At 70.9% G+C, this 20,613-nt stretch carries 24 protein-coding genes and 1 pseudogene; 13 read left to right on the top strand and 12 right to left on the bottom strand.

Features of this window, described 5'->3' with window-relative positions; all coding sequences use genetic code 11:
• The first annotated feature begins 362 nt into the window (after window positions 1–362).
• Window positions 363–704 carry a DUF5313 family protein gene (locus tag EAS64_RS17295; RefSeq protein ID WP_145854023.1) on the top strand — a complete coding sequence of 114 codons (342 nt, stop codon included), beginning with the start codon at window positions 363–365 and terminating at the stop codon, window positions 702–704.
• A gap of 85 nt (window positions 705–789) precedes the next feature.
• On the opposite strand, the gene EAS64_RS17290 is transcribed toward EAS64_RS17295, so the two are convergent.
• Entirely contained in the window at window positions 790–1,155 is a 366-nt protein-coding gene (locus EAS64_RS17290) for a hypothetical protein (protein ID WP_145854022.1), read from the bottom strand.
• Between the two features lie 208 nt (window positions 1,156–1,363).
• Here EAS64_RS17290 and EAS64_RS17285 point away from each other — a divergent pair, with 208 nt between their 5' ends.
• From EAS64_RS17285 to EAS64_RS17250, 9 genes and pseudogenes are all read left to right on the top strand, one after another.
• Entirely contained in the window at window positions 1,364–1,975 is a 612-nt protein-coding gene (locus EAS64_RS17285; protein ID WP_145854021.1) for a GNAT family N-acetyltransferase, read from the top strand.
• A gap of 82 nt (window positions 1,976–2,057) precedes the next feature.
• Window positions 2,058–2,306: pseudogene (locus tag EAS64_RS46755) on the top strand (AfsR/SARP family transcriptional regulator); the annotation flags it as partial.
• A gap of 142 nt (window positions 2,307–2,448) precedes the next feature.
• Window positions 2,449–3,678: an AfsR/SARP family transcriptional regulator gene (locus EAS64_RS17275; RefSeq protein ID WP_187365980.1), complete on the top strand. Its 1,230-nt coding sequence runs from the start codon at window positions 2,449–2,451 to the stop codon at window positions 3,676–3,678.
• 255 nt (window positions 3,679–3,933) lie between these two features.
• Window positions 3,934–4,974 (top strand): tetratricopeptide repeat protein, encoded by a 1,041-nt coding sequence (locus EAS64_RS17270; protein ID WP_145854018.1) that lies wholly within the window; start codon window positions 3,934–3,936, stop codon window positions 4,972–4,974.
• A 171-nt stretch (window positions 4,975–5,145) separates the two neighbouring features.
• Complete coding sequence (locus tag EAS64_RS17265) at window positions 5,146–5,997, top strand: hypothetical protein (RefSeq protein WP_145854017.1); 852 nt, start codon at window positions 5,146–5,148, stop codon at window positions 5,995–5,997.
• A gap of 5 nt (window positions 5,998–6,002) precedes the next feature.
• Entirely contained in the window at window positions 6,003–6,899 is an 897-nt protein-coding gene (locus tag EAS64_RS17260; RefSeq protein ID WP_246115768.1) for an Ig-like domain-containing protein, read from the top strand.
• 44 nt (window positions 6,900–6,943) lie between these two features.
• Window positions 6,944–7,090: a hypothetical protein gene (locus tag EAS64_RS43645; RefSeq protein WP_187365979.1), complete on the top strand. Its 147-nt coding sequence runs from the start codon at window positions 6,944–6,946 to the stop codon at window positions 7,088–7,090.
• Between the two features lie 40 nt (window positions 7,091–7,130).
• Window positions 7,131–7,673 carry a hypothetical protein gene (locus EAS64_RS17255; RefSeq protein ID WP_145854015.1) on the top strand — a complete coding sequence of 181 codons (543 nt, stop codon included), beginning with the start codon at window positions 7,131–7,133 and terminating at the stop codon, window positions 7,671–7,673.
• A gap of 52 nt (window positions 7,674–7,725) precedes the next feature.
• Window positions 7,726–8,376 carry an Ig-like domain-containing protein gene (locus tag EAS64_RS17250; protein ID WP_145854014.1) on the top strand — a complete coding sequence of 217 codons (651 nt, stop codon included), beginning with the start codon at window positions 7,726–7,728 and terminating at the stop codon, window positions 8,374–8,376.
• A 19-nt stretch (window positions 8,377–8,395) separates the two neighbouring features.
• On the opposite strand, the gene EAS64_RS17245 is transcribed toward EAS64_RS17250, so the two are convergent.
• Window positions 8,396–9,793: an NAD(P)H-quinone dehydrogenase gene (locus EAS64_RS17245; protein ID WP_145854013.1), complete on the bottom strand. Its 1,398-nt coding sequence runs from the start codon at window positions 9,791–9,793 to the stop codon at window positions 8,396–8,398.
• 151 nt (window positions 9,794–9,944) lie between these two features.
• On the opposite strand from EAS64_RS17245, the gene EAS64_RS46750 reads away from it, so the two are divergent.
• Window positions 9,945–10,067, top strand: a complete 123-nt coding sequence (locus tag EAS64_RS46750; RefSeq protein WP_281283277.1) for a hypothetical protein — start codon at window positions 9,945–9,947, stop codon at window positions 10,065–10,067.
• Window positions 10,068–10,177: 110 nt separating this feature from the next.
• On the opposite strand, the gene EAS64_RS47505 is transcribed toward EAS64_RS46750, so the two are convergent.
• The 3 genes from EAS64_RS47505 to EAS64_RS47495 form a co-directional block, all read right to left on the bottom strand.
• Entirely contained in the window at window positions 10,178–10,423 is a 246-nt protein-coding gene (locus EAS64_RS47505) for a hypothetical protein (protein WP_145854012.1), read from the bottom strand.
• 6 nt (window positions 10,424–10,429) lie between these two features.
• Window positions 10,430–10,873 carry a hypothetical protein gene (locus EAS64_RS47500; protein WP_145854011.1) on the bottom strand — a complete coding sequence of 148 codons (444 nt, stop codon included), beginning with the start codon at window positions 10,871–10,873 and terminating at the stop codon, window positions 10,430–10,432.
• A gap of 345 nt (window positions 10,874–11,218) precedes the next feature.
• Window positions 11,219–11,440 (bottom strand): hypothetical protein, encoded by a 222-nt coding sequence (locus EAS64_RS47495; protein WP_369333561.1) that lies wholly within the window; start codon window positions 11,438–11,440, stop codon window positions 11,219–11,221.
• A gap of 17 nt (window positions 11,441–11,457) precedes the next feature.
• On the opposite strand from EAS64_RS47495, the gene EAS64_RS47490 reads away from it, so the two are divergent.
• On the top strand, window positions 11,458–11,901 hold the full coding sequence (locus EAS64_RS47490; RefSeq protein ID WP_145854009.1) for an Ig-like domain-containing protein: 444 nt from the start codon (window positions 11,458–11,460) through the stop codon (window positions 11,899–11,901).
• 111 nt (window positions 11,902–12,012) lie between these two features.
• Here EAS64_RS47490 and EAS64_RS17220 read toward each other — a convergent pair whose 3' ends face one another.
• Together EAS64_RS17220 and EAS64_RS43640 are read right to left on the bottom strand one after the other, a co-directional pair.
• Entirely contained in the window at window positions 12,013–13,407 is a 1,395-nt protein-coding gene (locus tag EAS64_RS17220) for a hypothetical protein (RefSeq protein WP_187365976.1), read from the bottom strand.
• Window positions 13,408–13,752: 345 nt separating this feature from the next.
• Entirely contained in the window at window positions 13,753–14,481 is a 729-nt protein-coding gene (locus EAS64_RS43640; protein ID WP_187365975.1) for a hypothetical protein, read from the bottom strand.
• Window positions 14,482–14,693: 212 nt separating this feature from the next.
• Between EAS64_RS43640 and EAS64_RS17210 the strand changes: the two genes are divergently transcribed.
• On the top strand, window positions 14,694–15,149 hold the full coding sequence (locus EAS64_RS17210) for a gamma-glutamylcyclotransferase family protein (RefSeq protein ID WP_145854008.1): 456 nt from the start codon (window positions 14,694–14,696) through the stop codon (window positions 15,147–15,149).
• Between the two features lie 29 nt (window positions 15,150–15,178).
• Here EAS64_RS17210 and EAS64_RS17205 read toward each other — a convergent pair whose 3' ends face one another.
• From EAS64_RS17205 to EAS64_RS17185, 5 genes are all read right to left on the bottom strand, one after another.
• Window positions 15,179–15,895, bottom strand: a complete 717-nt coding sequence (locus EAS64_RS17205; RefSeq protein WP_145854007.1) for a PH domain-containing protein — start codon at window positions 15,893–15,895, stop codon at window positions 15,179–15,181.
• Window position 15,896: 1 nt separating this feature from the next.
• Window positions 15,897–17,078, bottom strand: coding sequence for an amidohydrolase (locus tag EAS64_RS17200; protein WP_145854006.1), 1,182 nt, complete (start codon window positions 17,076–17,078; stop codon window positions 15,897–15,899).
• Window positions 17,068–18,231 carry a glutamate--cysteine ligase gene (locus tag EAS64_RS17195; RefSeq protein ID WP_145854005.1) on the bottom strand — a complete coding sequence of 388 codons (1,164 nt, stop codon included), beginning with the start codon at window positions 18,229–18,231 and terminating at the stop codon, window positions 17,068–17,070. Before EAS64_RS17195 ends, EAS64_RS17200 begins: the two co-directional genes overlap by 11 nt.
• 205 nt (window positions 18,232–18,436) lie before the next feature.
• A complete protein-coding gene (gene trpS, locus EAS64_RS17190) occupies window positions 18,437–19,444 on the bottom strand; it encodes a tryptophan--tRNA ligase (RefSeq protein WP_145854004.1) in 1,008 nt (335 codons plus the stop codon).
• Window positions 19,445–19,483: 39 nt separating this feature from the next.
• Window positions 19,484–20,602 carry a GuaB3 family IMP dehydrogenase-related protein gene (locus tag EAS64_RS17185; RefSeq protein WP_145854848.1) on the bottom strand — a complete coding sequence of 373 codons (1,119 nt, stop codon included), beginning with the start codon at window positions 20,600–20,602 and terminating at the stop codon, window positions 19,484–19,486.
• Window positions 20,603–20,613 lie beyond the last annotated feature (11 nt).

Genomic DNA, 20,613 nt, shown 5'->3' with positions numbered 1-20,613 from the left:
CCTTCCGGGGCGGCACCCGGATGTCCGGGCTTGGACCGTACGCCCCGAAGTACCCGCGCGGCCGGACCGCAGGCCCTGGCCGCGGGCGGCTCCGCAACCAGGCGAAACAAGTAGTGCGGTGGCACCTGCTGCCTCCAAGTAGCCGGACGCCGACGTACCCCCGCAACTATCACGATAGCCGCTTTCTGTCGGTAGTCACCGCCGATGACATTACGGCTGGTTCGCTCAGCGGGCACGCCTGCGCAGGCCGTGCACGAGCCTGGCCGCCGGCCGCCGCCACGCCGGGGTGGATGATCACCACGGTACTGTTTTGTCGCAGGGGGACGACCGCCGATCACCCCCGACGTGAGGGACTGAGGAACGTGCCGCGGCTGCCTGGAGATCCGAGCCTGGCCGGATGGCTGCTGTTCTCGATCGGCTTCCGGCTGCCGCCGCGGAACCGGGAGTGGGTGCGGCACGAACTCACGGACGCCGGCTGGCGAGGGCGGACCATCGGGCGGCTGATGGTTGTCATGATCCCGGTCTGCGTGGCCCTGGCGTTCCTGCCTGGACCGGCCTGGCTGCGGATCGCCGTCCCCGCGCTCGCGCTGATCGCGAGCGTCGGCACGGTCGCGATCAGCGCTGACGACGTGCGCGCGGCCCGGCTCAAGCAGCACGGCCTCGAGGTTCCCGACGATCCCGACCTAGGCCGCCCCACGCACTGACGGCAAATGCGGTGCTCCGGGCGCAGCCCGGAGCACCGCATTTGTGCCGCGCGCATGGCCAGGGCGGGCCTGACCTGGCCTGCCGTTAGCCGAGCACGGCGAGGTCCGCCTTCGCGATCTCGTTGAAAAAGCGACGATGCACATAGAGAGTCTCGTCGCCGAAGTCGGCCTTGTGCCAGAACCTGCCCGCGGCCGGGCCCAGCTGGGTGTCCCTGTGGTGTTCGTAAAGCACGGCACGAGGCCGCTTGAAGCTGACCTTGTCCGCGTCAAGCACCGCGATTCGCTCCGACGTGACGACGATCATCCGGTAGCGGTTGAACAGCAGGTACCAGAACCCGACCAGCACAACGAGGTAGGGGTTTTTCGTCTGCGCACCGATGACCGCGTGCACCTGCTCGCCATGGCGCACATAGCGGGCCGCCGACGCCCGCATCTTCTCCTCAGGGCTCATGAACCTTCCTCTCTCCTGGCCTGGGCGTATCCCCGCGACGCCTCACCGTGCCCGGCACCGCTGATGTCCGGCTGGAACGCGGCTGAAGCGACCCGTTCAAGCGCGGCGTCAACGCCACTTCAGGCCCGGCCTGCACCGTGGCTGACAGGTCCCGCGTACCGGGACGCCGGGCCAGGCAGCGGACCAGGGCTAGTGGAGAGGAGCACAGATGACCGCGGACATCAGGCAGGGCGAGCCATACATCCTGCGCGACGGGTCGTGGGTGGCGATCCGCCCGGTGCGGCCGGAGGATGCCGCGCTGCTCAGCGACGGCTTCGCCCGGCTGACCGCCCGGTCGCGGCGGTCGCGGTTCTTTGTCGAGAAGCTGCGCCTATCGGAGGCGGAGGTGCGCTACCTGACGAACGTCGATCACCATGACCACGAGGCGCTTGGCGCGGTCAGCCGCGACGGCCGCGGAGTCGGCGTGGCCCGCTACGTCAGGGGCAGGGATGACTCGGCTAGCGCCGAGGTGGCGGTCACTGTCGTGGATGAGTGGCAGGGCCGGGGGCTTGGCGGCAAGCTGCTCGCGCTGCTTTCCGGCCGCGCCAGGGCGGCGGGCATCACCCGCTTCACCGCGGTGACCGCGGCCGACAACACCGCCTCCAAGACGCTCATCGTGCACGCCGGGGGCCTGCGCGTGAGCGGCCGCGGGCCGCACTGGGAGTACGAGATCCCGCTCGAGCCGCTGCGCGATGAAGGCCTCACGGCCTGGCTCCGTGACTTCGAGATCCGGATCGATAGCCCGGCTGGAAACGCTAATTCCGTCGGATGGCCGCGCTGAAAATCCGCAATCGATTGAACCGCCCGCGTCCGTATGTCGTTCTTCGCATTGAAACGTTTATTGGTCGGCGGGGTGCCGGGCGATGCGGGGGACAGGGATGCCAGACGGGGATACCGTGCGCGTACGGCTGCTCGGCCCAGTCGACGTGGTCGCCGGAGAAACGGTCCGGCCAGTGAGCGGCCTGCGGCGCAAGGCGGTTATCGCGACGCTCGCACTGCACGCGGGCGAGATGGTGAGCACCGACCGCCTGACGGACATCGTGTGGGGCGAGCACGCGCCCTCGACCGCGGTCAACACGCTGCAGAGCCACGTCTCGCACCTGCGGACGGTGCTCGGCAGCAAGACCGCGATCTGCGGCACGCGCCCCGGCTACGTGCTGGCCGCCGGCGAGGTGGACACTGACGTGTCAATCGCCGAGCGGTTGCTGCGCACCGCGAGCGCGACCGCCAGCCCGGCGCAGGCCGCGGGCCAGTTTGGGTGCGGCGCTCGCGCTGTGGCGCGGCCAGCCGCTCGCCGACGTCGCGGGGATCGCCTGGCTCGAAGGTCAGGCGGAACGGCTCGATCTGCTTGGCACCCGGATCAAGCGCGCGCTGACGGAGGCGCGGCTGGCCGCAGGCGATCACGTGCGGCTGGTGCCCGATCTTGAGGAACTGGTCGCCGACCAGCCGCTCGACGAGCGGGTGGTCGGCCACCTCATGCTCGCGCTTTACCGAAGCGGGCGGCAGGCCGACGCGCTTGCCTGCTACCTGAGACTGCGCGCCGCGCTCGCCGACGAACTCGGCATCGACCCAGGCCAGGAGCTGCGCGACCTCGAGACGGCCATCCTGCGCCAGGACGCGCGGCTTGACCTCGTGCTTCCGCGCGGCGCGGCCGTGCTGCCGTCAGCGGCGGAGCCGAACGCCGTGCCGCCCCAGGACGGGCCGTCCCTGGGCGCACCGTCCCATGACGGGCCGTCGCCCGACGTGCCGTCGGCCGCCTCGGCCGCCTCCGAGTTGCCGGTTCCCGCGCAGCTTCCGCCGGTGACCGCGGACTTCGTAGGCCGTGGCGTGGCACTCGGTGTCCTTGACGACCTGCTGCCATCCGCCGATGACGCGGCGGCTCCCCGCGCCGGAGCGGTGGCGGTGGCGGTCACCGGGACCGCCGGTGTCGGCAAGACCGCGCTCGCGCTGCACTGGGCTCATCGGCACCGGCACCTCTTCCCCGATGGACAGCTGCACGTCAACCTCCGCGGTTTCGACCCCTGCTGCCCGCCTACCGAACCCGGGCGGGTGTTGCGCGATTTCCTCCAGGCGCTCAACGTTCCGCCGCACCGCATCCCTGACGACACCGATGCGATGGCCGCCCTCTACCGCAGTGTCGTCGCCGGACGCCGGCTGCTCGTTATCGTCGACAACGCGCGTGATTCGGAACAGACCCTGCCGCTGCTTCCCGGCGGCCCTGGCAGCATCGCGGTCGTCACCAGCCGCGTCCAGCTGACCGGGCTGGTCGCCGCGGGGGCGCGCCAGCTCAGCCTGGACCTGCTGACCGTCCCCGAGGCGAGCGACCTGCTCGCCCGCCGCCTCGGGGACGCCCGGGCCGCGGCCCGGCCAGCCTTTCGGCTCGCCGCGATCGCCGCCGAGCTGCGCGAGTCTCCGAGCCCGCTCGACAAGTTCGACGGCGGCGAGGTCAGCGCCGACATCCGCGCGGTCTTCTCCTGCTCCTAACAGGCGCTCACCGCCCAAGCCGCCCGGCTGTTCCGCGCCATCGGGCTGTATCCGGGCTCCGACATCTCGCTGGCCGCCGCCGCCAGCCTGGCCGGACTGCCGCCCGCCCGCACCAGGAGCCTGCTCGACGAGCTCGGCCGCGCTCACCTGCTCACCGAGCAGTCGCCCGGCCGGTACTCCGTCCATGACCTGCTCCGCGGTTACGCCGCGGAGCTGACCGGGATCCACGACACGCGACAGGCCAGGGACCTCGCGGTGCGGCGGCTGTTTGACCACTTCCTGCACAGTGCGTACGCCGCGATGAGGCTGACCGAGTCATACCTGGACGTCTTTCCACCGTCCCCGGCGCTGCCAGCGGTGAGCACAGCGGTGCTGAGCACCGCCTGCCACGCCGACGAGTGGTTTGTCGCCCAGTATCCCGCCCTGGTGGCCGCGGTCACGATGGCCGCCGACGCCGGGCTGGCCGGCACCGCCTGGCAGCTCGGCTGGATGCTGACCAGCTTTCAGCTCCGCAAGGGCTACTGGGAGGACCACGCCCAGGCGCAGCAGTCGGCCCTGGACGCGGCCAGGGGCGCAGCCGACCCGGTCGGCGAGGCGCATGCGGTGCTTGCCATGGGGCTTGGCTACGCCAGGGCGGGCCGCGACGACGACGCGCGGGCCGCACTGCGTCAGTCCCTCATCCTGCTCATGCGGCTTGGCACGCACCCGCTCAGCGAAGCGGCCGCCCACCGCGGGCTGTGCTGGCTGGACGAGCGCGCGAACCGCCCGACGCTGGCGCTTGGCCACGCACAGCGGGCCCACGAGCTGCACATGGCGGCCGGCGACAAGAGATCCCAGGCGAGCACGCTGAATGATGTCGGCTACCTGTACGCGCTTAACGGCGACTACGAGCTTGCCCTCGAGTACTGCGGGCCCGCACTCGCCGAACTCCAGGAATTCGACGACCAGGGCGCGGAGGCATGCGCCTGGCACAGCCTCGGGTTCATCTACCAGGGCCTGCGCAGCCATCAGCGAGCCATCGCCTGCTACGTGCGCTCGCTCGAGCTGACTAGGGAACTCGCCGACCGGTTCAACGAGGCAGACACGCTCGGCAGCCTCGGCGACGTCTACCACGAGGCGGGCAACGTGGCCGCCGCCCGCCAGGCCTGGCGGTACGCCCTGCGCATCTTCGAGGAGATCGAGCACCCGGACGCCGAGCGGGTGCGCGACAAGCTGCGCAGCTTCCACGGCTCCAGCCTGCCCATCGTCCCGGTCAGCCTGCCTGGCGGAAGCCTGGAGCTCCACCGGGCCGGCTGACCTGAAACGCCCGAGGGACGACCCCCGGAACCCCCGTGCGGCGGCGGCACCGCTTTCCTTCCGCCCTCCCCTTTCAGTGGCGCGTCAGTGGCGCTTCAGCGCGACGGGCCACCGTGGGGTGCGGCCGCCCCGACTACTGTCCCGGCCGGTCACCAGGGAAGCGGGGAGGACATGGGCTACCGGAGAGGCAGCGGAGCCGTCGCGATGGCGCTGGCGACCGCGGCGACGGGAATGGTGCTGACGGCCGGGCCGACATCGACGGCGATGGCGGCGACGGCGGGCAGTGGTCCCGCCGCGGTCAAGCCGGCGCCGACCGGGCACTGGGGAGCGGTACGGGAGGTGCAAGGCGCTGCCGCGCAATCGCTCGACGACAGCGACGCGGAGGTGAGCTCGCTGTCGTGCGCGTCACCCGGCAACTGCGGCGGCGGCGGTTCCTTCAGCGGGACCGGCTATGTCATCAGCGAGCGCAGCGGCGTATGGAGCAAGGCGCTGCCCATGCCGGGAGGTCCCGGTGTGGGCTCCTCCGTCGCGTCGGTGTCCTGCCCGGCGGCCGGCGACTGCGTGGCCGGCGGGGGCTTCAGCCGGGACGGCGCACCACAGCAGGCCTTCGTCGTCAGCGAGACGAATGGCAGCTGGGGGGCGGCAAGCGCGCTGCCGGGAACCGCGGGCAGTGGCGCGATCAGTACGGTCAGCGAGGTCTCCTGCGCCACCCGCGACGCGTGCGTCGCCGCCGGCACCGTGTCCATGGGCGGGGTGACGAAGCCATTCGTGAGCGACGAGCGGGGCGGCAACTGGGGCGCGGCCCAGGGTCTGCCCGGCCTGGACGACCGGAATCTCGGCCGAACCGCGGCAATCGAATCATTGTCCTGTGCATCGCCCGGCAACTGCGCCGTCGGCGGGTTCTATGCGGACCAGACGCGTGCCACGCACGCGTTCGTCGCGACTGAGAAGGATGGCACCTGGGGCCAGGTGCTGCCGTTGCTGCCGGACGCGGCGCTCGGCGCCGTGCGGGTATCGCAGTGACCCAGATGTCGTGCCCGTCGGCAGGCGACTGTGCCACCGCCGGGGCGGCGCTGGACGCCGGCGCCCAGCAGCACGCCTTCATCGCGACTGAGGTCAACGGCGTCTGGGGGAGGGCGCAGCCGGTCGCCGGGCTGGCCGCCCTCAGCACGGGGAGAACCTCGATCGGCGGGGTGTCCTGCGGATCGGCAGGCAACTGCGCCGCCGTGGGGGGTTACCTCGACGCCGGCAACGAACTCCAGGCATTCGCCGCCGCCGAGTCCGGCGGGACGTGGCACGCGGCGCGGCGGGTCACCGGCACGGGCACCCTGGCCGGCAGCCCGTCGATGGCGGCGGAACGGGTCGACTGCGCGTCGGCGGGGAACTGCCAGGCGGTCGGGACCGCCACCCTCCCCGGGACGGTGACCCCGGCGTTCGTGCTGTTCGCCGTCAGCGAGTCCGGCGGCACCTGGGGCAAGGCGGTCGAGATTCCCGGGAGCGTCACGAGCATTGACGGCGGCAACGGGTTCGATTCCGTCTCGTGCGCGCCGGCCGGCAACTGCGCGGCCGGCGGTTTCCTCACCGACACCGAGGGCCTTGGGCACTCGTTTGTCGCCGACGACTCGGCCGTGACGGCCACCGCTCTCGGGCTGAAGGCGGCCAAGGCCAAGTTCGGCCGCGAGCAGGCAGAGCGGATCTCCGTCAAGGTCACGTCGCGCACCGGCGGCACACCTGGCGGCAAGGTGGCCGTCAAGGCGGGCTCGCGGATCATCTGCGTAATCGCGCTGCATGGCGGTAAGGGCAGCTGCACGCTGCCCGCGAAGAAGCTGCGCCCCGGCCGCTACCGGATCACCGCCGTCTACCGCGGCAGCGGCACCTACAGCGGCTCCGCGTCCAAGCCGTCATCGCTCACCGTGACCAGGTGAGGGATGACGGCGGCGAACACCGATCTCAACGGGGAAGGAAGTTCATGAGAACCTGGCAGGCTAGCCTCGCGGCGGCGATCATCGTCGGCACGGCTGCCATCGGCACTGGGCTGGCATCCGGCATCCCGGCGGCCAGCGCGGCGGCCGCCGCCGCGCACGTCCCGCCCGCCGGACACTGGGGCGGCGCGTGACGTGCGCGGCGGAGTGGCCAAATCGGCCGGGGCATCCGCCGTGGCGGAGGTCCAGGCGGTGTCCCGCACCGCGCCGGGCAACTGCGGCGGCGGCGGTTCGGTGACGGACGCCGCCGGGCTGTCCCAGGGGGTCGTGCTCTCCGAGCACGGCGGCACCTGGGGCGCGGCACTGCCCGCGACCACTGCGCAATTGGCGACGAGCAGCATGGTCGGCACCGTCTCCTGCGGCCGCACGGGCAGCTGCGTGGCCGGCGGCTCCTTCATGGCCGTCGGCCCGTTCTCGCACGCGCTTCTGGTCAGTGAGGCGAACGGAAGATGGAGCGCCGGGCGCGAGGTCCCCGGGCTTGCCGCGATCAACCACGGCAGCGCCGAGGTCGACTCGGTGTCCTGCGCGGCACCGGGCGACTGCGCCGTCGCCGGGACCTACACCGCCACCCTCCCCGACAGTTCCCGTCGCGAGCAGGCGTTCGTCGCCGACGAGGCCGGCGGCACCTGGCGGCTGGCCCAGCCGGTGCCCGGCGCGCCTGCCTTCAACGCCAGGAACGCGGCGGTCACCGCCCTGTCCTGCCGCGCGCCCCGGTGACTGCGCCCTGGCCGGCTTCGCCGACGACAACGGCGGGCAGCACGCGGCGTTCGTGGACGACGAGGTCGGCGGCACCTGGCGGCAGGCCCAGGCAATCGGCGGCAGCGGCACCGTGCAGGCCTGGATCGCGACCGAGGCGCACACGGTGTCCTGCGGCTCGCCGGGCAACTGCGTGGCCGGCGGTTTCCCGGTCGATCCCGGTGGCGTGCAGCGGGCATTCGCGGTGGCCGAGACGCACGGCGCCTGGGGCAAGGCCATCGAGCTTCCTGGCACCGCCGCGCGGAACGTCGGCGGCGTCGCCGACGTCGCGTCCGTGTCGTGCGCCGCACCCGGCGACTGCGCCGCGGGCGGGTTCTACACCGCGGGCGGCGGAATCAGGCACGCCGTCACCGCCGACAGGTCGGCGGTCACGGCCACCAGCCTCGCGCTGTCGGCCGGCCGGGCCAGGTTCGGCCGCGAGCGGGCCGAGCGGCTTTCCGTCAAGGTAACGTCCCCGACGGGCGGCACGCCGGGCGGAAGAGTGACCGTCAAGGCGGGATCTCGCACGATCTGCGCGATCAAGCTCAAGAACGGCAAGGGCGGCTGCACCCTGGCCGCTAAGCAGCTCAGGCCCGGCGGCTACCGGCTGACCGCCGGCTACGGCGGCGACGCCACCTACGCAGGCTCAGCGTCCGCCGCAAAGAACCTGAAAATCACGCGGTAGCAAGGCCCCCCCGGCGAGATCAGGCGATCGCGTCGGGGGCGAACTCCATGACCGTGCGGGCCGCCTCGGTGACCGATCCGGACAGGCTGGGGTAGACCGAGAAGGTGTGCGCGATCTGGTCAACCGACAGGTTCTGCTCGATCGCGATCGACAGCGGCAGGATCAGCTCGCTTGCCCGGGGGGCGACGATCACACCGCCGAGCACCAGGCCGGTGCCGGGGCGGGCGAAGATCTTGACGAAGCCGTCGCGCAGGCCACCCATCTTCGCCCGCGGGTTGGTGGCGAGCGGCAGCTTGGCGACCCGCGCGGAGATCTCGCCGCGGTCCACGGCGGCCTGTGAGACTCCCACGGACGCGATCTCCGGGTCGGTGAAGATCGTCGACGCCACATGGCTGAGCCTGATCGGCTGCACTGCCTCACCGAGCGCGTGCCACATCGCGATCCGCCCCTGCATGGCAGCGACGGAGGCGAGCATCAGCACGCCCGTGCAGTCGCCCGCCGCGTAGACGCCAGGCACCGAGGTCCGCGACACCCGGTCAACCTCGATGAAGCCGCGCGAGTCCAGCTTGACGCCCGTCTCGGCCAGGCCGATCCCGCTAGTGGACGGTGCCATGCCGACAGTCAGCAGGCAATGCGAACCGATCACCTGACGGCCGTCGCTGAGCGTCACGATCACGCCATCGCCCTTGCGATGCACCGTCTCGGCGCGAGACTTGCCGAGCACGTTCATGCCGCGCCGCCGGAACACTCTCTCGATGACGACGGCGGCGTCCTTGTCCTCGTGCGGCAGCACCCGGTCGCGTGACGAGACCAGGGTCACCTGAGAGCCGAGCGCCTGATAGGCGCCGGCGAACTCGGCACCGGTCACACCCGAGCCGACCACGATCAGTTTCTCAGGCAGTTCGGTCAGGTCGTAGAGCTGACGGCAGGTCAGGATGCGTTCCCCGTCGGGCACGCCGTCGGGGAGTGCCCTGGGCGTCGCCCCGGTCGCGATCAGGATCACGTCCGCGTGCACGGTCGTCCCCGCGGCCTCGATCGAGTGGGGGCCCGCCAGGCGGCCTCTCGCGGGAATGATCCCGACGCCCTCCGCGGTCACGTGCTCGGTGATGTCGTTGGACTGCGCCGCCGCCAGGGCCTTGATCCGCGCGTTGAGCGCCGGCGCGTCCACCCCGAGCACGGGGTTGTCGCCGCTGGCGAGCTCCAGGCCCAGTGAGGCCGAGCGCCCGAGCGAGGTCATGGTCGACGAGGATTCGATGAGCGTCTTGCTCGGTACGCAGTCCGCCAGCACGCAGGCGCCGCCGAGGCCGTCCTCGTCGACGACGGTGACCTCGGCACCGAGCTGCGCGGCGACAAGAGCGGCCTCGTAGCCGCCAGGACCGCCGCCAAGGATGGCGATACGTGGACGAGGAAGAGTCACGTTAAGCGATTATCCCGCATGCGCCTTCCTGGCTTGTACCCCAGGTCACCCGTGCCTTCTGCGTCAGCGGCATTCCAGAGCGGTTCCAGGCAGGCAGCCGATGCTTTGGCGTGGCCGTAACTGACGGCAGGAAGTACCAGCATGGAGGCTCTTGATGTATCCCGGATACCTGATCTATCAGGCCGAGCGGCAACTCTCCGACGCGGAGCGGCACGAGGCCGACCGCCGGCGCGGCGAAATCGCGCAGGCGCTTGCCTGGCTATTCCGCCGCTAACCCGGCGGAACTGGCCGGCCGCTAGCACCGCACGCGGAAGTGCGGCCGCGCTGCCCGTTTCAGGCGCGCTTCAGTGGCGTTTCAGCCTCGCCCGGCAGCCTGGCATCGCGTCAGGACGCGGGGGAAGACATGCTCAAATCGCTGCGCGGCCGGGCCGTCGTGCTGATATCGGGGGCCACGGCGGCCGGCCTACTCGCGGGTGGCGTGGCCGCGGCGGCGAGCGCCGCGGTCACGCCTGCCGGGCACTGGGGCAACGCCCATCCGGTGGGCGGGCTGAACACCGGCGGCCTCGCCGCTGTCAGCTCGGTGTCGTGCGGCTCGCCGGGCAACTGCGTCGCGGTTGGCAACTTCCACACCAGCGATCACTCCTCGCACGGCTTCTTCGCCGTGGAACAGGGCGGCGCCTGGGGGCAGGCGGCGGAAGTCCTGCCCGGCAGTTCCTCGACCCTGGATGCCGTCTCGTGCAGCGACGCGGCCGACTGCGTCATGATCGGGCACGCCATCGACTCGGCGCCGCACCCGTTCTTCGACATCGAGGCGCACGGCGTCTGGGGCCTGCCGACCGCATTGGGAGTAAACGGCCTGCGCGGCGAGCCCATCGCGGTGTCCTGCGTTCCCGGGTCGCCTGGCAACTGCGCGGTCGGCGGCTGGGTCAACGACGCGAAGGGACTGGCGCAGCCGTTCACCAAGGGCGAGAACAACGGCACCTGGGGACCAGTGCAGCAGGTCACCGCGCTGGAGAACGTCAACGCCGGCGTCGACGCACAGGTCAGCTCGGTGTCCTGCCCGGCGCCTGGCAGCTGCACCGCCGTGGGCTACGTGCGGACCCCCAGCGCCAGCCACCACCCGTTCATCACCGAGGAGGGCGGCGGCCAGTGGACCTTCGGGTTCCCGATACCGGCACTGTCCAGGATCACGACCAACTCCGCCCAGGCCGACGTGGTCTCGTGCGCGACGGCGGGCGAGTGCGCGCTCGCCGGGGATTACACCGACGGCCACGGGCAGCAGCAAGTGTTCGTGATCGACAAGGCGAAGGGGGACTGGCTGCTGCCCCAGCCCGTTCCCGGCGTCGCGGACCGCAACGTCGGCGGGTTTGCCGAAGTCAAGGGCGTCTCGTGCGGCTCGGCAGGTAACTGCGTGGTGGTCGGAGACTACGTGGCCGACAACCGCAACACCTTCGCCGGCTTCGTCGCCGAGGAGAAGAACGGGACCTGGCAGCAGGCGCGCACGATCATCGGCACCGTCGGTTCCGTTCCCGGGTCTGGCTCGGCGGACGCGGTGTCCTGCCCGACCGCGGGCAACTGCGTGGTCGGCGGGAGCGTCGGCGACCAGGCGGGCACGCACGCGATCACCCTCAGCGAGACGAACGGCACCTGGGGCAGCCCGCAGCATGTTCCCGGCATGGGCGCGCTCAGCAAGCGGGTTATCTCCGCCGCCGCCGCCGTCTCCTGCGTGTCGCCTGGCAACTGCGGCCGCCGGCGGGTTCTACCAGGACTCCCCCGGCAACTTGCAGGCCTTCCGCGCCGACGAGTCGACGGCGACGACGACCACGCTGAAGCTGTCCGCGGCCAGGGTCAAGTTCGGCCACGAGCAGTCAGAGAAGCTCTCCGTCAAGGTCAAGCCGCGCACCGGCGGCACTCCCACGGGAAAGGTCACCGTGGCCGCCGGCTCGAGCACGCTCTGCACGATCAAGCTCGCCAACGGCAAGGGCTCCTGCGCGCTGCCCGCCAAGCGACTCAAGCCAGGAAAGTACCGGCTGACCGGGGTCTACGGCGGCGACAGGAAGTACGCCGGCTCTGCCTACCCCGCGGTGAGCCTCACCGTGGTCAAGTGAGCGATGAACCCGCACGACAAAGCACGCCTCGCCGGCCCCAGACTTGCTGGGCCCGGCGAGGCGTGCGTGATGTTCGCCGCGTTGCGCGGCGGTATGAGCCGTCCGGCGAGATTACATGCCCGACGGGTTGATGAACCGGTGCCTGCGAGTGCCCCTTGACTGCGTGCCAGTCGTCTGGCCAGCGGTGGGGTTCGGCGCTCCGGCGGTCGGGGCGGTCGTCGGCGTCGTCGTGCCGGCCGCCGCCGCGCCCTTCGCGGTCTGCTGCGCCAGGTTGAAGGAGACGGCGGTGGCGACGCCGTTCCCGTCCAGGGTGGCGTTGACCGGGTTGGTCAGGCCGTAGTTCGCGCAGCCCAGGTTGACGAAGGACATCGACAGCCGGTTGCCGAGGAACGTGGCCAGGCTGTTCCCCACCGTCGGCACCGGGGAGGCGAAGGCGGCGTCCGCCGCCATGTCCGCGTTGTTCCTGGTCGGGGCGAGGTTCACCATGTTCTGGCAGTAGCTGGCCGCCACGATCGCCGGGTCAGTGCCTGCCGCGAGCAGCGGCTGGCCGACGATAGAGCGATACGCGTTGGTCTTGTCGATGCTCATCTGGCCGCCGACCAGCGTCATCTCGTCGTTCGGCGGGACGGTCGCGATCGTGCCCTGCTGGTCGGCCATGGCCTGCAGCTCGTTCAGCGCCTGCGACGGCGCGTTGGGCTTCGGGTAGGTGGAGTCCGGCGCGGTGAACGGCGTGCAGCCGGTCGCCGGATCGATGAACTCGCTGATTAGCGCGTTGTCACTGCCGTTGGTGAGAACGGTAGCGCCCTGAAGCTGCGCGTTGTTAGCCGGCGAGTTCACCGCGGTCTGGCCGCCAGCGGTGATCAGGTACTGAGTGACCACGTTGTCGCTCTGGTCCTGGTCGATCACGGGGAACGAGCGCGAGGTCTGGCACGCCTGACCGTTTGTCGCGGTGCCCGCGGCGGGAACCTGAAGCGTCCCGTTAGCGATGGCCGCCTTCGCGGCCTGGTAGAAGGCCACCGAGTTGCAGGTCGACACCTGGCCGAAGACTGACTGGCCGAGGGCGTCGACGCAGTTGCCCTGGGTGGCTCCTGCGCCGGTGAGGAACAGGTTGGTGCCGTTGAAGCCGACGCTGATCTCCACCACGGAGCCGGCCGCGATGGTCGGCGCCACGGGGGCCGCGGCGGGCTGAGTGCCCGTGGTGACGACGAGCGGGCTGTAGACCGACAGCTGCCCGTTCGGTGCCAGGATGGTCGCCTCGACGAACGCGCCTTCCGTGCCCGCGTTGGCCATCGAGCAGCCGTCGCCGAGCTGCCACGGCGTCGCCAGGCCTGCCGCGGTGAGCGGGTTGGCCGGGACGGCGAGCGAGCAGTTCAGCGAGGCCGCGGCCTCCGCCGCGGTCTGGTTCAGGTTGATGGCCGCGCCCGTGCCGTCGACGGGGGCCGTCGCGACGTCGCCGAGCTGAGCGGTGGCGAGTGCGCCGCCGGCGAACGAGTTGGCGGGCGCCACCGTGCCCGTGCTTGTGGTTGGGCTCGCGCTCGCACTGGCGGTTGCGCTCGTGCTAGGGCTGGCACTGGCGGTTCCGGTTGCCGTTGCCGTTGCCGTTGCGGTCGGCGTAACCGAGGCCGACGCGGTGGGCGTGGGAAATGTCCTGTGGTGGTGCCTCCAGAACGACGCACTCGCTATGTTGAGTGACCCGCCGTTCACCGCGACCATCGCTCCGATCGCGACGCCTATCGCTACCGGGATGGCAATCGCTGCCGCGATTCGAGCGCGGCGCTTACTTTGACGGCGCTGTCGTGCTGTTGGCCGCTGGCCCGTGAGCATTCATATCCTCCATATCCGCATTCGCTGTTAGCTGTTGTGGCCGCTGAAGGTCGGAGCCGTGCTCGTGGGCTTCACCGCGGGAGCGGTCGCGGTCGGGGTGGCCGTCGGCATGGTGGCGGTCCCGGTCGGCGTAGCCATCGGGGTGGTCGCGGTCGGGGTGGCCGTCGGCATGGTGCCGGTCGGCGCCGCGAACAGCACCAGCTGCGCCTTGAGCATGTGGTGCTCGCGCTCGCCGAAGACGAACACGAGGTCACCCTTGGCGATGCCGTTGACCGTCATGTTCATGTTCCACCCGGCGGGCACCTGCATGGTGCCGCCGGTCATGGCGGACATCCCGGTCGAGGTACTGCCAACGTTCAGGGTCTGCGTCCTGTGGGTCACGTGCCAGACCTTGATCGTGCCGTTCGCGGACTGGACCGCGAACGCGCCCCTGCCCACCGCGACCACGGTGCCGCGCTGGATGACGAGAACGTGGCGGTGCCACGACTGCGTCCAGGTGTTGGCCATCGGCTTCATGTGCGAGATCGTCATGAGCGACGTGCCGTGCGATTTGCCCCAGCCGTTCATCGCCGAGGACATGGCGCTGGAGTAGCTCATCGTCCTTCCGGTGGTGAACCCGGCCGACTCCGCAGCCGCAGCCCCGCCGTGGCTGGCGCTTGCCACCACCACCCCTGCTGCGCCGCCGCCCGCAAGTACCGCCGCTGCGACGGCCAGGCGTACCCGCATGGATGCCCGGCGCATTCCGCGCTTGCTCATCGATGCCTCCTTGATCTGGACGTTGCCCGCCCGGCCCGCCCGTTCGGTTCTGACGGCATTGACGTTGCCCTGCCGGCGACGGGAACGGCGGCGGTTTGCCGGTCGCGTAAGGAGCCCGTAGGGGTGATGACGTGTCGATTAACAAGTGATTACGAGCGCAAAAGCGGCGCCGGATCGGCGCGCGCGTGCGAAAACCCGTACGCTTAGGCAGCGTGGCACTGTACGCCGCCTACGGCAGCAACATGGATCCGGCGCAGATGCTCCTGCGCTGCCCGCACTCCCCGCAGCGGGGCACCGGGTGGCTCGAAGGCTGGCGCCTGACTTTCGGTGGCGAGGAGCTCGGCTGGGACGGGGCTCTGACGACAGTGGTCGAAGACCACGCGCACCGGGTGTTCGTCGCGCTCTACGACGTGCCCGAGATCGACGAGAAGGAACTCGACAGCTGGGACGGGGTCGACCTCGGGTTCTACAGCAAGATCAAGGTCCGGGTGCAGACCCTGGACGGGGACGCGCTCGCCTGGCTGTACGTGCTCGACGCCTACGAGGGCGGGCTGCCCTCCGACCGCAGGCTGTCTATCCTGACAGACTCGGCGATCAAGGCGGGGGCGCCGTCGGATTACGTCGACTGGCTGCGCGGCAGGCCGTCCAACCCCCCGCCGGGCGGGTAGCCGAGGGCGTCCGGGTCAGGCCGGGACGGTCAGGCCAGGGCGGCGATCAGCAGGGCGAGCGCGGGGATCAAGACCGCGGCGACGGCGGGCCAGTACCAGCTGGACACCGGCGCCGCTGCCCGGACCGCGGGCTCGTCCTCTCGTGCCTGCTCGGCCCGCGTGGTGAGGGTGGCGACGACAAGGTCGGCGTCTACGCCGAGCGAGGCAGGCTCGGGAACGTCGGGCGGAGTGCCGTAGCCGCCGTAGCCGCCCCTGGCAGGCCTGCCCCCGCCGAATCCGCCGATGCCGTACCCGCCACCGCCGCCGCGCGCCTGGCGGGCGGCGCGCCGCTCGGCCGCCACTTGCCTGCGGCGCGGGGAGTGCACCGCCCAGGCGTAGATGACGCGCTTCGCCGTTCCTTCGCCCTCCCGCCACTCGCACCGGATGCGGAGCAGGTCGGTTGAGTCGACGTGCGCGACAGCTGCCCAGTCCACCCGGTAGTCGCGGACCGGGTTGCTGACCGTGAGCCCGTCGGAGGTGACGACGACCCGGGGCCGCAGCGCGGTCACGTACACCACGCCAGTGATGAGCAGCAGGATGAAGGCGGCGACAACGGACAGGTGATCGCGGCCCTGAACGGCCAGGTCGATCAGGTTGCCGACCGCGAAGAGCACCCACACCCACCAGATGGCCACGGCGGCGGGCGAGCGGAATACCTGCCGGCCGCCTGGGTCGTCCTTGCCGTTCACCACACCGTCCACTGCCATGTCACGCTCCGGCGGCCACCGCGATCGACGCGAGGACGCGCACGCCCGCACCGATCGCCCGCTCGTCGATGTCGAAGACCGGCTGATGCAGGTCTCCCGCGACCCGCGCGCCCGGTGCGCGCGTGCCGATCCTCGCCATGGCGCCCGGCACCATCTCCAGGTACCAGGCAAAATCTTCGCCGCCGAGGCTCTGCAGTGTGTCCGTCACCGCGCCCGGGCCGAGTACGGCCGAGGCGGCGGCGGCGACCAGGGCGGCGCTAGTCACCTCGTTCACCGTGGGCGGTACCGCGCTGAGGTACTCCACCTTCGCGATCACGCCGTACGGCGCGGCCACCGACTGCACTAGGTCCTCGATCAGGACCACCGCGGAGCGCCACACCTCGGCGTCCAGGCAGCGCAGCGTGCCCTCGACGATGCCGCCGTCCGGGATGGCGTTGGCGGCAGTGCCCGCGTTCACGTGCCCCCACACCAGGCTCAGCCCCGCCCGCGGGTCCACGCGCCTGGTGAGGGCGGCGGGCACCTCGGTCACCACCTTGCCGAGCGCGTAGACCACGTCGGCGGTCAGGTGCGGGCGCGCGGTGTGCCCGCCGGGCCCGGCCAGGGTGACCCGCACCTTGTCACAGGCCGCGGTGATCGCTCCCGCCCTGATGCCCACCCTTCCCACGTCGAGCCGCGGATCGCAGTGCAGCGCGAAGATCTGGCTCACCCCGTCGAGCGCGCCGGCCGCGATGACCTGCTTGGCGCCACTCGCGGTCTCCTCCGCGGGCTGGAAAATCAGCCGGACACCACCGCGGAGCGGCCGGGACGCCGCGAGCTCGGCGAGGAACTCCCCGGCGCCCACCAGCATCGCGGTGTGCGCGTCGTGCCCGCAGGCATGGCAGAACCCGGGGATCGTGGAACGGTAGGACACGCTCTTCTCATCGTCCATCGGCAGCGCGTCCAGGTCGGCGCGCAGCGCGATCCTGGGCTCGCCGTGCCCGATATCCGCCTGCAGGCCGGTCGAGCCGGAAAAGAGCACAGGGCGCAGCCCCGCCCTCGCCAGCCGCTCGGCGACCACTTCCGTGGTCCGCCGCTCGGCGTTGGCCGGCTCCGGATGCGCGTGCAGATCCCGGCGGAGCTCGATGAGCTCTGTCTCGTGCCGGGCCAGGAACGCGTCCAGGGCCGCGGCGAGGTCATCCCCCATGCCCACCATCCCCGCGCAGGACGAATCTGTCCTCCGCGAACTCGGTGACGAGCGCGTCAACCACGCTGGTCAGGTCCCCTTCGCCGCTGTGCACGGCACGCTGCCGCTCGTACGGGGCCCCGTACTCCAGAACCTCGGAAGCGACCGCGAGCTCTTCCGCACAGCCGAGCCGCCATGCTACCGGCTCCAGGTCCCGGACGAGCTCAAATACCTCGTCGCGCAGCGGCGCCGTCGCCCCGGAGTCGTTAGTGACGATGGTAGCGTCCAGTCCGTACCTGGTGGCACGCCATTTGTTGTCCGCGACCACCCATTGCGCGCGCGACGGCAGCCGGTATCCCCTGTCGAGCTGCGTGTCGAACAGGTGCACCATGCACTGGACGAGCGCGGCGAGCATGCCGACCTCACGTGCGGTCGGCACCGCGTCGGCGATCCTGACCTCGACCGTGCCGAAGTCCGGGTGCGGCCTGACGTCCCACCACACCTCCTTGATCGTGCGGATGGTCCCGGCGCGCAGCTGCCCGTCCATGTAGTCCTCGAAGGACTTCCAGTCAGGCAGGCCGAGCGGCGGGCCGGTGTGCGGCAGCGCGCCGAAGACCACGCAGCGGGTCGAGGCGAGGCCGGTGTCCTCGCCGCACCAGAACGGGCTCGACGCGGAGAGGCCGAGCAGGTGCGGCAGGTAAACGGCGAGCGCATTGATCACCGGCATCGCCCGGCCGGAGTCCCGCAGCCCCACGTGCACGTGCACGGCCATGGTCTGCAGCCGCCTGGCCGGCCACTGGATCTCCTGGACCAGTTCGGCGTAGCGCTGGCTCGGCGCCATCTTCTGGTCCCGCCAGTGAGTCATCGCGTGCACGCCTGAGCTGGCAAGCACGATGCCGTGCGGCTCGGCGACCCGCTGCAGGTCCTTCAGCGAAATCGCCAGGTCAGCCTTGGCCTCGGCGACCGTGCCGCAGACGCCTGTCACCACTTCAATCGTGGACTGCATTAGCTCATGACGCATCTTCGGGTGCTCGCCGCTCTCCGACAGGCCGGGCAGGGCGGCGAGCAGCGTGGCCGCCTCCTGCCTGAGCATCCGGGTCTGCGCGTCGACGAGCTGCACCTCCCACTCGACGCCAAGGGTCGGGCCGGCCGAGGGATTCCACTCGATCGTCATGACAGGCCTCCAGGGCTTCGGGGGTCCCCGTAGGCGGATTGCGCCATACGGGTGCCTCTTTAGCGTTTCCAGCCGTGGAATTCTGAATCGTCCCCTGGAGTCACTGTTTGACCAGTGAAGTCCTGTTACACCCGAGTCGCCGAAAAGTCCCTAGAAGCGATGACGGGTGCGGCCAGAGTCAGCCGCACCCGTTCGGGGGCTGCTTTCAGGAATTCACCGCGGGGAAGCCGCAGCGGTCGCGAACCTGTGCCATCGTCGCGGTGGCGATCGCCCGCGCGCGGCGGGCGCCGTCCTCGAGCAGCGCGTCGAGCGCGTCGGTGTCGGCCAGGTGCTTGGCCGTGCGCTCGCGGATGGGGCCGAAGGTGTCCGCGACGAGGTTGCCCAGGTCCTTCTTGAAGCCGCCGTAGCCGCCGTCGCCGTAGCGGGCGGCGATGTCGTCGATCTTCTCGCCTGACAGCGCGGCGTAGATGCGCAGCAGGTTCGTCACGCCCGGCTTGGCCTCGTCGTCCGCACGGACCACCGACTCGGCGTCGGTCACCGCGCGGTTGATCTTCTTGCGGATCGCCGCCGGCTCATCGAGCAGGTCGATGATGCCCTGCGGTGAGGAGGAGGACTTGCTCATCTTGCTCGTCGGGTCCTGCAGGTCGGTGATCTTGGACACCGCGGGCAGGATGTACGGCGCGGGCACGGTGAACGTCTCGCCGAAGCGGTGGTTGAACCGCTGCGCCAGGTTCCTGCTCAGCTCGAGGTGCTGACGCTGGTCCTCGCCGACGGGAACCTCGTCCGCCTGATACAGCAGGATGTCCGCCGCCTGCAGGATCGGGTAGGTGAACAGGCCGACGCTCGCCGAGTCGGCGCCGCCCTTCGCCGACTTGTCCTTGAACTGGGTCATCCTGTTCGCCTCGCCGAAGCCGGTCAGGCAGCCGAGCACCCAGTTCAGCTCCGCGTGCTCGGGCACCTGGCTCTGCACGAACAGGATGCAGCGCTCCGGGTCGAGGCCGGACGCGAACAGCTGCGCGGCCGCGATCCTCGTCCTGCGGCGCAGCACCTGCGGGTCGTAGGGCACCGTGATCGCGTGCAGGTCGACGACGCAGTAGATCGTCTCCCTGCTTTCCTGCAGGTCCACCCACTGCCTGACCGCTCCCAGGTAATTGCCCAGGTGGAACGAGTCAGCGGTTGGCTGGATGCCGGAGAAGACGCGACGGGTGCCCATGGCGATGAAGTCTAGTGGCCTGTTCCGCTATACCGGCCGCTAGCGCGGGCGCGGCGCGGGCGGGGTGACCACGACTTCGACCCGCTGGAACTCCTTCAGCTCCGTGTACCCGGCGGTCGCCATGGTTCGCTTCAGCGCGCCCATCAGGTTCATCGAGCCGTCGGGAACCGTCGACGGGCCGAAGAGCACCTGCTCGAGCGTCCCGATCTCGCCCACCTTGACCCGTGCACCGCGCGGCAGCTCGGGGTGGTTGGCTTCGCTGCCCCAGTGGAAGCCGCGACCCGGCGCCTCCGCTGAGCGGGCGAACGGCGAGCCGACCATCACCGCGTCCGACCCGAGCGCGAGCGCCTTGGCGATGTCGCCGCTGCGGGTCATCGAGCCGTCGGCGATCACGTGCACGTACCGGCCACCGGATTCGTCCAGGTAGTCCCTGCGCGCCGCCGCCACGTCGGCGATGGCGGTGGCCATCGGGACCGCGACGCCGAGCACGGCCGCGGTGGTGTGGCCGGAGCCGCCGCCGAAGCCGACGAGCACGCCAGCCGCGCCGGTGCGCATCAGGTGCAGCGCCGCCGTGTAGGTGGCGCAGCCGCCCACGATCACCGGGATGTCGAGCTCGTAGATGAACTGCTTGAGGTTGAGCGGCTCGGCACGCCCGGAGACGTGCTCGGCGGAGACCGTGGTGCCGCGGATGACGAAGATGTCCGCGCCCGCGTCGAGCACCGCCTTGTAGTACCGCGCGGTGCGCTGCGGCGACAGCGCGGCCGCGGTGATCACGCCCGCCCTGGAGATCTCCTCGATGCGGCGGCCGATCAGCTCCTCCTTGATCGGCTCCGCGTAGATCTCCTGCAGCCGCCTGGTGGCCGCTTCCTCGCCAAGCTCGGTCACCTCGGCGAGCACCGGCTCCGGGTCTTCGAACCTGGTCCACAGCCCCTCGAGGTCGAGGACGCCGAGACCGCCGAGCTTGCCGATCGCGATCGCCGTCTTGGGCGACACGACGGAGTCCATCGGGCAGGCGATCAGCGGCATCTGGAACCGGTAGGCGTCAATCTGCCAGGCGATGCTGACCTCTTCCGGGTCCCGGGTGCGCCGAGCGGGAACGATGCCGATCTCGTCGAGTGAATACGCCCGGCGCCCGGTCTTGCCGCGGCCGATCTCAATATCAGTCACTG

The sequence above is a fragment of the Trebonia kvetii genome (genome assembly GCF_007827045.1).
GTDB classification, from domain to species: Bacteria; Actinomycetota; Actinomycetes; order Streptosporangiales; family Streptosporangiaceae; genus Trebonia; species Trebonia kvetii.
The sequence above is the reverse complement of the archived record's forward strand: the minus strand, read 5'-3'. Positions and strand labels throughout refer to the sequence as shown.

What these genes read in the sequence shown, in the direction of transcription:
- EAS64_RS17290 (WP_145854022.1), bottom strand. Translation starts at nt 1,155, where the DNA reads ATGAGCCCTGAGGAGAAGATGCGGGCGTCGGCGGCCCGCTATGTGCGC.
- EAS64_RS17285 (WP_145854021.1), top strand. Translation starts at nt 1,364, where the DNA reads ATGACCGCGGACATCAGGCAGGGCGAGCCATACATCCTGCGCGACGGG.
- EAS64_RS17265 (WP_145854017.1), top strand. Translation starts at nt 5,146, where the DNA reads ATGGGCTACCGGAGAGGCAGCGGAGCCGTCGCGATGGCGCTGGCGACC.
- EAS64_RS17260 (WP_246115768.1), top strand. Translation starts at nt 6,003, where the DNA reads ATGTCGTGCCCGTCGGCAGGCGACTGTGCCACCGCCGGGGCGGCGCTG.
- EAS64_RS43645 (WP_187365979.1), top strand. Translation starts at nt 6,944, where the DNA reads ATGAGAACCTGGCAGGCTAGCCTCGCGGCGGCGATCATCGTCGGCACG.
- EAS64_RS47490 (WP_145854009.1), top strand. Translation starts at nt 11,458, where the DNA reads ATGTTCCCGGCATGGGCGCGCTCAGCAAGCGGGTTATCTCCGCCGCCG.
- EAS64_RS43640 (WP_187365975.1), bottom strand. Translation starts at nt 14,481, where the DNA reads ATGAGCAAGCGCGGAATGCGCCGGGCATCCATGCGGGTACGCCTGGCC.
- EAS64_RS17205 (WP_145854007.1), bottom strand. Translation starts at nt 15,895, where the DNA reads ATGGCAGTGGACGGTGTGGTGAACGGCAAGGACGACCCAGGCGGCCGG.
- EAS64_RS17200 (WP_145854006.1), bottom strand. Translation starts at nt 17,078, where the DNA reads ATGGGGGATGACCTCGCCGCGGCCCTGGACGCGTTCCTGGCCCGGCAC.
- EAS64_RS17195 (WP_145854005.1), bottom strand. Translation starts at nt 18,231, where the DNA reads ATGACGATCGAGTGGAATCCCTCGGCCGGCCCGACCCTTGGCGTCGAG.
- trpS (WP_145854004.1), bottom strand. Translation starts at nt 19,444, where the DNA reads ATGGGCACCCGTCGCGTCTTCTCCGGCATCCAGCCAACCGCTGACTCG.